Source organism: Sulfitobacter sediminivivens, assembly GCF_042611115.2.
In the GTDB taxonomy this organism is placed as follows: domain Bacteria; phylum Pseudomonadota; class Alphaproteobacteria; order Rhodobacterales; family Rhodobacteraceae; genus Sulfitobacter; species Sulfitobacter sediminivivens.
This window is the reverse complement of record NZ_JBHGAR020000004.1, coordinates 189,261-201,972: the sequence shown is the minus strand read 5'-3', so window position 1 is coordinate 201,972 and position 12,712 is coordinate 189,261. Positions and strand designations below refer to the sequence as shown.

13 protein-coding genes are annotated in these 12,712 nt (G+C 57.2%); 7 read left to right on the top strand and 6 right to left on the bottom strand.

What is annotated here, in order from left to right; translation table 11 throughout:
• Positions 1 to 129: 129 nt before the first annotated feature.
• The 5 genes from ACEWL3_RS06810 (at position 130) to ACEWL3_RS06790 (ending at position 4,891) form a co-directional block, all read left to right on the top strand.
• On the top strand, positions 130 to 969 hold the full coding sequence (locus ACEWL3_RS06810) for an AAA family ATPase (RefSeq protein WP_386178413.1): 840 nt from the start codon (positions 130 to 132) through the stop codon (positions 967 to 969).
• A 383-nt stretch (positions 970 to 1,352) separates the two neighbouring features.
• Positions 1,353 to 2,711, top strand: a complete 1,359-nt coding sequence (locus ACEWL3_RS06805; RefSeq protein WP_386178410.1) for a DUF2927 domain-containing protein — start codon at positions 1,353 to 1,355, stop codon at positions 2,709 to 2,711.
• Between the two features lie 14 nt (positions 2,712 to 2,725).
• Positions 2,726 to 2,899: an apolipoprotein acyltransferase gene (locus ACEWL3_RS06800; RefSeq protein WP_386178407.1), complete on the top strand. Its 174-nt coding sequence runs from the start codon at positions 2,726 to 2,728 to the stop codon at positions 2,897 to 2,899.
• A 5-nt stretch (positions 2,900 to 2,904) separates the two neighbouring features.
• Positions 2,905 to 4,092 (top strand): vWA domain-containing protein, encoded by a 1,188-nt coding sequence (locus ACEWL3_RS06795; RefSeq protein WP_386178404.1) that lies wholly within the window; start codon positions 2,905 to 2,907, stop codon positions 4,090 to 4,092.
• Positions 4,093 to 4,207: 115 nt separating this feature from the next.
• Positions 4,208 to 4,891, top strand: coding sequence for a M48 family metalloprotease (locus ACEWL3_RS06790; protein ID WP_386178401.1), 684 nt, complete (start codon positions 4,208 to 4,210; stop codon positions 4,889 to 4,891).
• Here ACEWL3_RS06790 and ACEWL3_RS06785 read toward each other — a convergent pair.
• From ACEWL3_RS06785 to ACEWL3_RS06760, 6 genes are all read right to left on the bottom strand, one after another.
• Positions 4,888 to 5,430, bottom strand: coding sequence for an RSP_2648 family PIN domain-containing protein (locus ACEWL3_RS06785; protein ID WP_386178398.1), 543 nt, complete (start codon positions 5,428 to 5,430; stop codon positions 4,888 to 4,890). The two genes, ACEWL3_RS06790 and ACEWL3_RS06785, sit on opposite strands and share 4 nt — an antisense overlap.
• A 3-nt stretch (positions 5,431 to 5,433) precedes the next feature.
• On the bottom strand, positions 5,434 to 6,657 hold the full coding sequence (locus ACEWL3_RS06780) for an RSP_2647 family RNA methyltransferase (RefSeq protein ID WP_386178395.1): 1,224 nt from the start codon (positions 6,655 to 6,657) through the stop codon (positions 5,434 to 5,436).
• An 86-nt stretch (positions 6,658 to 6,743) separates the two neighbouring features.
• Positions 6,744 to 7,355 carry a DUF6778 family protein gene (locus ACEWL3_RS06775; RefSeq protein ID WP_386178392.1) on the bottom strand — a complete coding sequence of 204 codons (612 nt, stop codon included), beginning with the start codon at positions 7,353 to 7,355 and terminating at the stop codon, positions 6,744 to 6,746.
• Positions 7,356 to 7,679: 324 nt separating this feature from the next.
• Positions 7,680 to 8,246: a Crp/Fnr family transcriptional regulator gene (locus ACEWL3_RS06770; RefSeq protein WP_386178389.1), complete on the bottom strand. Its 567-nt coding sequence runs from the start codon at positions 8,244 to 8,246 to the stop codon at positions 7,680 to 7,682.
• Positions 8,247 to 8,547: 301 nt separating this feature from the next.
• Positions 8,548 to 8,820 (bottom strand): hypothetical protein, encoded by a 273-nt coding sequence (locus tag ACEWL3_RS06765; protein WP_386178386.1) that lies wholly within the window; start codon positions 8,818 to 8,820, stop codon positions 8,548 to 8,550.
• Entirely contained in the window at positions 8,817 to 11,645 is a 2,829-nt protein-coding gene (locus tag ACEWL3_RS06760; protein ID WP_386178383.1) for a [protein-PII] uridylyltransferase family protein, read from the bottom strand. The genes ACEWL3_RS06765 and ACEWL3_RS06760 overlap by 4 nt, the downstream gene beginning before the upstream one ends.
• Before the next feature lie 28 nt (positions 11,646 to 11,673).
• Here ACEWL3_RS06760 and ACEWL3_RS06755 point away from each other — a divergent pair, with 28 nt between their 5' ends.
• Entirely contained in the window at positions 11,674 to 12,141 is a 468-nt protein-coding gene (locus ACEWL3_RS06755; RefSeq protein WP_386178380.1) for a YbaK/EbsC family protein, read from the top strand.
• Between the two features lie 143 nt (positions 12,142 to 12,284).
• The gene (locus tag ACEWL3_RS06750; RefSeq protein WP_386178378.1) at positions 12,285 to 12,695 is read left to right on the top strand and encodes a DUF2852 domain-containing protein; all 411 of its coding nucleotides are present in this window, start codon (positions 12,285 to 12,287) and stop codon (positions 12,693 to 12,695) included.
• Positions 12,696 to 12,712 lie beyond the last annotated feature (17 nt).

Sequence of the window (12,712 nt, the reverse complement as noted above, 5' to 3'; positions counted from 1 at the left end):
TTGCTCCTCATTGATTGCCCCCTTGCCGCAGCATTTAACTCAGCATTTAACGATTGTCACTACACAATGCTTGCAAATTTTGCTTAAAGGCGAGGCATCAGCGCTGCGGCATGAGAGGTTGAAAACGCTATGAAATTCCAAGGTACTGCCGATTATGTCGCAACTGACGATCTGACGATCGCTGTAAATGCGGCTGTCACGCTGGAACGGCCGCTGCTCGTTAAGGGCGAACCTGGAACCGGCAAGACCGAATTGGCCCGCCAGGTGTCCAATGCCTTGGGTTTGCAAATGATCGAATGGAACATCAAATCGACCACACGTGCGCAACAGGGCCTTTATGAGTACGACGCGGTCAGCCGCCTGCGCGACAGCCAACTGGGCGAAGAGCGTGTGCATGATGTGAAAAACTACATTCGCAAGGGCAAGCTCTGGCAGGCTTTTGAAGCGGATGAAAAAGTCGTCTTGCTGATCGATGAAATTGACAAGGCCGACATCGAGTTTCCCAATGACCTGTTGCAGGAACTCGATAAGATGGAATTCTTTGTCTATGAGACCGGCGAAACCATCAAAGCGGTCAACCGCCCCATCGTCATCATCACGTCCAACAATGAAAAGGAACTGCCCGACGCGTTTTTGCGGCGGTGTTTCTTTCACTACATCCGTTTTCCAGAAATGGAGACGCTGAAAAAGATCGTCGAGGTGCATCATCCGGGCATCAAGGAAGCTTTGCTGACCACTGCACTGACGCAATTTTATGAAATTCGGGACCAGCAGGGCCTCAAGAAAAAACCCTCGACGTCAGAAGTGCTGGATTGGCTCAAGCTGCTGCTGGCCGAAGATATGGATGCCGCCGATCTAAAAAAAGACGGCACATCCGCGCTGCCCAAGTTGCATGGTGCTTTGCTCAAGAACGAACAGGACGTGCATCTGTTTGAACGTCTGGCGTTCATGGCGCGCGGGCAGCGATAACGCGCGGGACAGGTGCTTTCTGATTTGAGTCATTTTTTGAGAGACGCTCGAATAGGTTCTCAGATTTTCTTGTCATAAAACTGGCTTGGACGCTCTAAAAAATTTCAACGAAAATGTTGTTTTTCGCCTTTTCTGGATGGCTTTTCGGGGTCGTCCTGACCTGAATATCACCTTTGTATTTTCTCCGCCCAATTTGCCTCTTTTTTGCCTTAATTGCTCCCTACAAAGGTCGAGAAGGCGGGCAAAAAGACCCAAATCAAGACGCTCAAAAAGGGCAGGCAGGCAAGTATGATGATCCAAAATGCACATTCCGTGTGCACGCTATGCGTGGCAGAAGTACGCAACTCAATTTGCCAAGCCCCTGTTTTTATGGACCTTTCTGAATGAGAGCGCGCATTGTTCTGCCGCTCGTGATGTTGCTTAACGCCTGCGTTCCGGCCTCACAGCCCGAGGTGGCGACACGCGCAATCAGCAGCACCAGCACCCTGCCCCCAATGAAGAGTTTTGGCGCAACACAGCCTTCGGCCCCGGTGCGGTCCAACAAAGATCTTGCAGTCGATTTTATTGAACTGTCCTTCCAGATGGAAAGCGGGCGCACATTGCCGGTGCTAACCCGATTTGAAACACCCGTGACCGTACGCGTCACCGGTGCAGCACCTGCGACGCTTGGTTCTGACCTAAGTCGTTTGATTTCACGCCTGCGCTCTGAGGCAAAAATCAACATCACCTATACCACGAGTTCAAACGCCAATATCACAATTCAAGCGGTCAGCCGCGCGGACATCCGTAGGGTTCTGCCGCAAGCGGCGTGTTTCGTGGCCCCCAATGTCAGCACTTTGTCTGAGTATCGCTCGGCGCGCAGACAGCCACGTACCAACTGGACGCTGCTCCAAAAACGCGAACGGATGGCGATATTCCTGCCAAATGATGCAAGCCCACAAGAAGTGCGCGATTGTTTGCACGAAGAACTGGCGCAGGCGCTGGGACCGCTCAACGATCTTTACCGCTTGCCTGACAGTGTTTTTAACGACGACAATGTGCACACGGTTTTGACCGGTTTCGATATGATGATCCTGCGCGCCTACTACGATCCAGCGTTGCGGTCAGGCATGTCGCGCGACCAGGTGGCTGCCGCCCTGCCCGCAATATTTTCGCGCATCAACCCGCGCGGCAATTACCGACCTGCCCGCGTCAGCACCCGCACCCCGCTGGCGTGGAGCCGTGCCATTCAGGTCGCACTGGGCCGCTCGGTTTCCTTTTCCAGCCGTCATGCCGCAGCAAGAGAGGCAATTCGAATTTCCACCGCGATGGGCTGGCAAGACAACCGACGTGCGTTTGCCCATTACGCCATGGGCCGTGTCCTGCAAAATACCGACCCGGAAGGCGCACAATTTCATTACGCAACCGCAGACCGTTTTTACGCGCAGACACCGGGTACGGCGTTGCATCGGGCCTATGTCGCAACGCAATTGGGCGGCTATGCCGTCAGCCAGGGTCACGGAGATGCGGCTCTGCGTCTGATCGCGCCCCACATCGACATCGCACGCAATAGCCAGAACGCGGCGCTGCTTGCGACATTGCTGCTTTTGCGTTCCGAGGCGCTTGAACTGGAGAACCGCGCAGCCGAGGCGCGCAGCGTCAGGCTGGACAGCATCGGCTGGGCGCGTTACGGCTTTGGTCCAGACTGGGCAGTGCGGGCCAAGCTGCGCGAGATTGCATCGCTGAACCCGCTCAAAGGATAAAGCGGGCAAGTGTCATGATTGTAATCATATTGGGTATTCTTGGCGCATTTCTTGGCGGGCGCACGGCCCAAAAACGCGGTGGCAACCGCAAGGATATCGCTCAATATGCTACTGGCTATGCCATGGCATTCGTGGTCGTCGGGATGATCCTGACTGTCATTCTGGACCGCATGCTCAGCGGGACGTAAAGCGCATGTTCCTGCCTTTTTTTGAACAGATGCGCAAAAATGGGTTGCCCGTGTCGATGCGGGAATTTCTGGCGTTTCTGGATGGCATGGCAGCCGGGCTTGCCACCTATGATGTTGAGGGCTTCTATTATCTCGCACGGACCGCAATGGTCAAAGATGAACGCAACATCGATAAATTTGATCGCGCCTTTTCCGCGGCCTTTAAAGGCTTGGAAAACATCAGCTTGGATGACGTTCTTGAAGCCGTTGACGTTCCCGGCGACTGGCTGAGAAAGATGGCGGAAAAACATCTGAGCGCGGCGGAAAAAGCCGAAATTGAAGCATTAGGTGGCTTTGATAAGCTTATGGAAACGCTCAAGAAACGGCTTGAAGAGCAAAAGGGCCGGCATCAGGGTGGCAACAAATGGGTCGGCACGGCCGGCACCTCGCCGTTTGGGGCCTATGGGTACAATCCCGAAGGGGTGCGTGTCGGCCAACAGGACTCGCGCCATCAACGGGCCGTCAAAGTCTGGGACAAGCGTGAATTCAAGAACTTGGACGACACCGTTGAACTGGGAACCCGCAACATCAAAGTCGCGCTGAAACGCCTGCGCCGCTGGGCGCGGGATGGCGCTGACGAAGAGCTGGATTTGGGCGGCACCATCCGTGCCACGGCTGAACACGGTTATCTCGACGTCAAAACCCGGCCCGAACGGCGCAATGCCGTTAAAGTGTTGTTGTTTCTGGATGTGGGCGGGTCAATGGACCCTCACATCAAGGTGGTTGAAGAACTGTTCAGCGCCGCCAAATCTGAGTTCAAGCATCTGGAATACTTCTATTTTCACAATTGTCTTTACGAAGGCGTGTGGCGCGACAACCGGAGACGGTGGGACGCACAGCAGCCAACCCATGAGATATTGCGCACCTATGGTCCTGATTACAAATGTATATTCGTTGGTGACGCGTCGATGTCCCCCTATGAGGTCGCCTATCCGGGCGGGGCCAATGAGCATTGGAATGCGGAGGCGGGATCGGTCTGGCTGAGCCGGGCGCGCGACCAGTGGCAAAGCAACCTGTGGATCAATCCTTTGCCCGAGAAATACTGGCCCTACACACAGTCCATTGCGATGATCCAAGAGATTTTCGGCGCGCAAGCCATGGTTCCGATGACGCTTGAAGGATTGACGCGCGGGATCAAGGAACTGACCCGCTGATCGTCCCTTGCCCCTCTGTTACCGCGACCCCGGGAAAACCTGCTTTCATTTCACCCTTTCTTAAATACCGCTGCACACCGCTTGCCCCACTCCCAAACGCCCCCATATTAGAGCTATGATCCGTGTCCTCCCCATTCTGCTTGCCGTGCTCTATGCCCTCGCCATGTACCGGTTTTCCGCCTGGCGCACCGCCAAGGAGCTGGATGCAAAATCATCGCCTCTGATGGATCCAGCACTGCGCGACATGAGCACCAAGTTGGCGACCGCCCTCGATCTGCCGCGCATCAAGGTCCACATTTACGAGATTGAACCGGTGAACGGGCTTGCCGCGCCGGATGGGCGCATCTTTATCACCCGCGGATTTTATAAGAAATTCAAGGCGGGCGAGGTCAGCGCCGAAGAGCTGGCCAGCGTGATCGCGCATGAGTTGGGCCATGTCGCCTTGGGTCATTCGCGCCGCCGGATGGTTGATTTTTCCGGGCAGAATGCCATGCGCACCGTGCTCGCGATGGTGCTGGGCCGCTTTATTCCGTTCTTCGGCATCTGGATCGCCAATTTGCTGACCACGCTTTTGGCAGCCCGCCTGTCGCGCAGCGATGAATACGAGGCCGACGCCTATGCCGCAGCATTGCTCACCAAGGCCGGGATCGGTGTCGCCCCGCAGATATCTTTGTACAACAAGCTTGAAGCGCTGACCAAGACCAATCACGGGACGGCCCCGGCATGGCTGTTGAGCCATCCAAAAACACAGGAACGTATTGCCGCCCTCACCCGTCTTCAGCAGCGGTGGAATACCTAGGAAGACAAGGCTTTGGCCAGACGCGGCAGCCGCGCTTTTTTGAGCAATGCACGGATGTTCCAATCCTGTCCGGACAAACGCCGCGCTTCGTTCAGCACACGATCGCCAACACCTGCAACCATGTCAGGTTCGGCCTGCCAGTGGCCCAACAAGAACGCATCGGGGTCCGCACGCGCGATGCCTTCCTCGGCCAATATGCCACGGGGGAAATCCTTGGCATTGGCGGTCACAATCACATCTGCATGGCCCGTGATCGCAGCAGCAAGAACATGAATGTCGTTGTCATCAGGCAACCACAACCGCGCCTCAAGACCCGGCGCGGGTTTTACAGATGCGTTTGGAAAATGGCTGCTCACCAGTGCAACATCGCCCCGTGCCAGCGCCTCGCCTTCGGGGCCAAGCTTGCGGGCGGCCAACGCCCATTCCTCCAATATCCGTGCGGACCAGCGGGGTTCAAAAGCGCCAGTCGCGGCAACCCCCAACATCACTTCACGCATCACCGTTGGAAACAGCACGCAGGCATCCAGCACGACCCGCATGGATCAAAGACGGAAGAACAAGGCTTTGAGGTATCCGCTTTCGGCCAGTTGCGGCAATTGCGGATGATCTGCCCCGGCAAATCCGGTGTGCAGCAGGGTGGCCCGACGCCCTGCCCGTCCGATGCCGCGCACCGACACGGTGCGGAATTGCGCCAGATCAGCGGCATGGGAGCACGAACAGAGACCCAGAATGCCGTTTTCGGCGACCAGAGGTGCCGCCAATCGTGCAATGCGTTCATAGGCGCGCAGCCCGGCCTCCATCGCCTGACGGTTTGGTGCAAAGGCGGGCGGATCACAGATCACCACATCAAATTCCGCGCCTTCGGCCCTCAGTGCGGTCAGCGCATCAAAGGCGTCGCCCTGACGGGTGGCGAACTTGTCGCTCAATCCCATAGCGGCGGCCCCTTGCGCAGCCAGTTCCAGTGCTGGCGCAGACCCGTCAACGGCCACGGCGCTTTGTGCGCCTGCGGCCAAAGCGGCCAGTGAAAAACCACCAACATGCGCAAACACATCCAGAACCCGTGCACCGCGCGAAACGCGGGCAGCAAAGGCATGGTTGGGGCGCTGGTCATAAAACAATCCGGTTTTCTGGCCGCCGATCAGGTCGGCCATATAGGTCGCGCCATTCATCGGGACAGGGATCGGTGCCTCAGGTGCATTGCCCACCAAAACCGCAGAAACATCATCAAGACCTTCCAGCGTCCGGGTGCGCCCTGCTGCGTTCTTTAAAACGGTGTTGACGCCTGTCACCGCAACAAGGGCGGCGCAGAGCGGTTCCAGTAGAACATCAGCCCAGGCCGCGTTCGCCTGTACGACACAGGTATCGCCGAAACGGTCAATGATCACGCCGGGCAACCCGTCAGCTTCTGCGTGGACCAGACGATAATAAGGATCGTCATAGATCAGCGTTCGCAGGGCCAGCGCGCGGGTGATATGGGCCTCGAACCAGGCCTGATCAATCACCGCATCGGCGTTTTGATCCAGCATGCGGGCGATGATCTTGGAATTGGAATTCATCGCGACCACCCCCATCGCCTGACGGTCGCTGTCTTCGAGGCGGGCAATGGATCCGGGTGCCAATGCCTTGGTGCGGCGGTCGGTTACCAGTTCGTTGGCATAGACCCAAGGGAACCCGTGACGGATGGCGCGCGCGTTGGCTTTGGGCAGCAGGCGCACAACCGGTAGGTCGGACGGGGGTGAGGCGGATGTGTTAAGGGACGCTGTCATAGCGCCCCCTCTAGTCGTTTCAAAGCTTGTGTGAAAGCACAGATTTCTCATTTGGCGCGAAAGGCCAACTTGCGCGCATTGTCCGGTTAGGCTGGCTTTTGCAACTCTTGGCGGATTACCTGTGCCAGATACCCGATAACACGGACCTTTTGTGTTTGACCGCGGCGTTCTTCGGCGATTGCCTGAGCACCACCATAGGCCGGCAGGTTCGCTTCAATCTGACGTGTTGGGGCCAATGGAAGGCCGGTCATAGCATTAAACGCCGTCAGACGGAATTCCATGTTGTGCACGCCGCCGACAGTATAACGGGTCTTTTCAGTCACCGAATGAAAACGGACAATTTCAACGTCAAGGATCACATCGACAGGACCTGTCATGTCGCTGGTGCCTTGCGCAAACGCGGTTTCAAAGATCGACTGGATCTGGGCATGACGGTCACCGATTGGGTCACCGCGCCACACGATGTCTGCGCGTGGATAAAAAACGTTCGCCTCCGACACCTTGAGAGTGCGCGGGACACGGACGTTGATTGCCTTCACATGCATGGCTTGCGGCAACTGGGCTTGTACCCCAGAGGCGGCCAATGCGGCACCTGTTGTCTCAAACGGCGCATTTCGGCTGGCAATATCGGGAACACTACCACAGGCCGACACAAGCGTGCCAAGTCCGAGTAGAGTTATTAGTTTAATTATGTTCATTTCGCCCTCGCTCCGTGCCTCGGTTGATGCCCATTCATTTCTTGATCAGGCTTTATCGTTGACCTGAGGATGACCGGGAATTATGGCAAGTTTGAGACCAAAAAGGAGTTTTCAGAAGGTCATTCAACAACCTTACCGTGTACTCTCAGGCCATTGAGGCTATCAAAATGGCGCGAAAAGACGTTTGCCAAAGCATACGATAACCTTCGGATCTGTGTTTCCAGGTGTCCTAAATGGCATGGTAGATGCTGATTTTAGCGCCTTCTTGCCGTGAAAACTGCCGGACTGCGTCTCACCGACAATCTCGACAATGCGCACCACCCGTTAGAATTCCGACGTGGCGAGGTACCTTCGGTCCTCCGACTGCTTGAGGTTCTCGGACATACGCGCCACGATGAGTTTGGTCAGAAACATGCCAAATGCCGGGTCCTGAAGACAAAGTTGCAGGATATCATCATGATCAATCTCATATATTTCGCAGTCTTCTGAACAGACGGCCGACGCCATACGCTTTTGGTCCGGCATGAAAATCCCAATCTCACCGAACAGGGTCCCGGGCTGAAGGTATTTTCCGATCTCAGGAACCAGAACCTGCCCGGTGTGCAACAAGAAGATCTTGAGGGCCGCGTCATCCTTGAGAAACAGCACCGTGTCCCGCGGATGGGACTTGAGCATCATAAAGGGCAAAAGCGCGTCAACTTTGGCGCGGGCGGTTGAGGCATGTCTGACGCGCCGAAACAGGGTTATCTGCTGCGCGGTGCGCAATATGTTAAGTGGCAACAGGATCGCATGAAGCAATAGGACGGGCATCAGACCTGCAGTCAGGCCGTAGACGATAAATGCAATATTCGAGGCAATAGCAAGTATGCGCAGCGGGACGATGGTTTTCATCCAAAATGTCAAAAAGACGAGGGCAGAGGCGAGGTAGCCTGCCAAGTCGCTCCAATTTCCGAAGGATTGATTGACTTGCGTTATGAGCCAGTCGAGTGACATTCTTTTTGATATTTCCGTTCGTCAGTAGATTTTTGCCTGTTGCGATAAAGAACAATCCGGCCACTTGATACCTGAGCCAGCGCCCGCCTCAACCTACAAGAGAAGTACGCAAAAACGCAAAAGGCTTTTGACACATCTGTTTGTGGCGGTGATTTAACGATACAGCGTCGACCAAAGGCGCGCATCCCGGAAGGCCGCACTAGTTCCGCGTGCGGCTCCGCCATCCGCCGCGCCTGCGCGGTGCAGCCATGCTGACCAGGCCTTCGTTCAGAACCTCGGTCATCGGGTGGTCCGGATTGTCTGCGCCATATTGCGTCAAAAGGTGCGAGATCGTTTTTCCGGTGTCATTCTCAATCGGCAGGCTCAGCGCCCAATCCAAGAAAATCGTGCGGCACTCGGACTTCGAGATGCCGTCGATCCGGTAGGATTCGAATATCAACCCTTTTGGGTCATGCGCATCGCCCTTGATCATGCCGTGTCCTTCGTCTGGGGTCGTGTCTTTGCCTCTGCTTTGGGGCGCAGTGCGGCTGTGATGATCTGATCTGCCGTGGTGTAGGTCTGGTTCATCTGCGCCTCAAGTGCGTCAAGGGTGTCGCAGTCAAGTGATCTGCACAGAAATGCCGCCCCTGCCTGGCCCAGGGTGGCGCTGTCAATCGGGTTTGCCGACAACAACCGCGTGACGCATTGGAGCGCCCAGCATTGTCGATAGGCCAAGACCAGCACGTCACAGTCTGTGGACGAGATCACCCCGGCATCACGCGCTGCTGCAAGGCCATTTGGGATGTCGCGCGCACCCTGCCCGGCGATCAATGCACCTGCCTGTGCCAGCAATTCGATATCCTGCAGCCGTCCCGCCCCGATCTTGGCATCCCAAACCCCATCAGGTGTTTTGGATGCCGCAATCCGGTCGCGCATTTCGGCGACGTCGCTCAGAACTTTGGCGCGGTCCTGATCGGTGGTCAGCACCTCCTGGCGCATCTTTTCAACGTCATCTGCCAAGGCCTTGGGCCCTGCGACCACCTGCCCTCGGGTGAGGGCCAGATGTTCCCATATCCATGCTTCAGTCTTTTGATAGCTTTCAAAACTGGCAAGGCTGGTCGCCACAGGCCCCTGATTGCCCGACGGGCGCAACCGCATGTCGATTTCATAGAGTTTGCCTTGCGACATTGGTGCGGTCATCGCGGTGATCAGCGCCTGCGTGAGGCGCGCATAATACAAACGGGACGCAAGCGGCCGTTTGCCATCCGAGCTTTCAACGCCGTCAGCGTCATAAATCACCAGCATGTCCAGATCTGAGGTCGCGGTCAGCTGCCCCGCGCCCAGCGACCCCATGCCAAGGATCACCGCACCGCGCCCCGGTGGAGGGCCGTGCCGGGTGGCGAACTGATCAATCACCACCGGCCAGAGCACGGTCAGGACCGCGCCCGCAAGGTCGGCATATTGCGCGCCTGCCGTCTGGGCGTCGATCAACCCACGCAACAGATGCACACCGATCCGAAAATGCCATTCGCGCGCCCAGCGTCGCGAGGCATCAAGGCGAGTCTCATAATCCGCCTCTGCCGCCAGTTCTTCGTCCAAAAGCCTGACCAAAGCATCCCGCCCCGGCCAATCGCTAAAGAAATCACCGCCGATCACGGCATCAAAGACCCCGGAATTGCGCGACAGGTGCTGTGCCAATGCCGGTGAGGTGTTGACGATATCGATCAGCAGATCCGCCAGTTGCGGATTGGCCTTGAGCAGCGAGAAAAGCTGTACACCGGCGGGCAGTCCGGCCAGAAACCCATCAAAGGCCTGCAAGGCTTCATCCGGTTTGGCCGATGTGGCAAGGCGCGCCAGCAAACCGGGCTTGAGCCGCTCGAAGATCTCGGCCCCCCGATCACTGCGCAGCGCCGGATAGCTGAGCCATCGGTCAATCACCTGCGAATCAAATTGATGTGGGGCCGCATCCGGTTTGTCGCCGGGTGCACGCGACGCGGCAAAGAACCCTTCGGTCAGCTCATGCACGGCACTCAGACGCGCGCGAATGTCGTCCTGCATCGCTTGCGTGTCCATGTCCACCATACAGGCCAGGCGGTCAAAACCTGCATCGGTCTTTGGCAAGGTGTGGGTCTGCGCGTCCTGAACCATCTGCAAACGGTGTTCTATGGTGCGGTGATGGCGGTAGTGATTGGTCAGGGTTTCGGCCACATCCCCCGGCACCCACCCCTTGTCGGTCAGGACGGTCAGCCCGTCACAGGTGCCACGCACCCGCAGGTCCGGGTCACGGCCACCCGCGATCAATTGTCGCGTCTGAGTGAAAAACTCGATCTCCCTGATGCCGCCGCGCCCAAGTTTCATATTGTGCCCCGGCAAGGTGATCGGGCCCCCCAGTCCTTTGTGTTCGCGGATTGCAAGGCGCATGTCATGGGCGTCCTGAATCGCCGCAAAATCAAGGTGCCTGCGCCAGACAAAGGGGCGCAACGTCTTGAGAAATGCTTTGCCGGCTTTCACATCCCCCGCACAAGGCCGCGCCTTGATGTAGGCGGCCCGTTCCCATGTCCGGCCTAGCGATTCATAATAACGTTCTGCCGCCTCCATCGTTATGCAGACGGGCGTGACAGCCGGATCAGGCCGCAGGCGCAGATCGGTGCGAAACACATAGCCCTCGCCGGTCAGATCACTCAACGTGCCGCTCATCGCGCGGGTGGCGCGCACAAAGGCGGTGCGCGCGTCGTGAAAATCAGCCGCGTCAAAACGGGTCTCGTCAAACAGACAGATGAGGTCGATATCAGAGGAATAATTCAGCTCTCGCGCGCCCATTTTCCCCATGGCGAGAACAACCATGCCTGCCGCATCATGCAGGTTATCTTCGGTCATGCCGGGCAGTTTGCCGCGTTTGATCTGTGCCGCCAGACCCGCCCGCAACGCCGCAGCGCAGGCAGCGTCGGCATAATCTGTCAGCGCCCCGGTCACCTGCTCCAATGACCACGCCCCGCCCAAATCCGCAATCGCCGCCATCAGGGCGACCCGCCGTTTGCCCTGTCGCAGACCATCTGCCAGCGCGGCTGCATCAAAACCCGCCGCATCCGCAATCACCTGCTCGACCGCCTCTTGGGGGGCCTCTGCCGCATTCAGGAACCAATCCGCCTCTTTGGCCAATAGTCCCAGCAGATAGGGTGCGCAGGATGCCGCAGCGCTGACAAGGTCGCGCACCTCAGCCTCGGCACCAGCAACAAGTGCTGCAGCTTCGGTGGCGCGATCTTTGTGATAAATGCGCGGTGTCTGAGTGATTTGAGCGGCGAGCGTTCGTGTTGTCATGCCCATAGCTTTGCGTCAGTGTCGCGCAATGAGCAAGAGCCTGAAACGTGTGTACGCCTGCCTGCAGAGCGCCGGGATCGCCGCGGATATCCGCGAAACCGCCCTTGCCCGCACAGCACAAGACGCTGCTTCGGCTCTTGGCTGTGCTGTCGATCAGATTGCCAAATCCATCATCCTGCGTAGTGAGAGGTCGGGCACGGCCCTGCTCTTTATCACGGCGGGCGGCAATCAGGTTGATTTGACCCTTGCCACCGCCCTTGCCGGGGAACCCTTGGGTAAAGCGGACGCGGCCCTGATCCGTGCCCAGACCGGGTTCGCGATTGGCGGTGTCGCCCCGATTGGGCATCTGACCAAACCGCGCGCATGGTTCGACCGCAGATTGCTGGATTTCGACGTTATTTGGGCGGCTGCAGGCACGCCGCACCATGTTTTTGGACTGTCACCGCAAAAAATTGTCGTTATTTCTGGCGCGCAAATTACTGATTTCAAATCATAAATTAGATAAATGTAAAAAACCTTCACATTACCCCTTGCAAGCACGCCTGCAAATGCCAATCTTGGTGATGTGAAGGACATTCACATTCATAATCCCTCAGGGCCTCGCGGCCCATCCCTCTTGACCCGAAAGGCACCAAACAGATGACCACACTTACCTCCGAGCAAGGCTTTGCCCCGCGCGCCAGCTGGTTTGCCCGCGCAGAGGGTTGGCTTGATGACAAAGGAAAAGGCGCATGGATCGCCGCGATGGTTCTCGGCTTTGTCTTCTTCTGGCCTGTTGGCCTTGCCCTTTTGATGTACATGATCTGGAGTAAACGCATGTTTTCTGGTAAATTCTGCGCAACCCGCAGCCGCAGCTTTTCAATGCCGACACGCAGCACCGGCAACGCCGCTTTTGACGCCTACAAGGCCGATACCCTGCGCCGGTTGGAAGAAGAGCAAACAAACTTTGAAGCTTTCCTTACCCGTCTGCGGGAAGCCAAGGACAAGGCAGAGTTTGACCAGTTCATGAACGAACGCGCCAAGCGCAGCGAAGGCCCCGCCGAGGCCTGAGCACAGACCAAACCTCC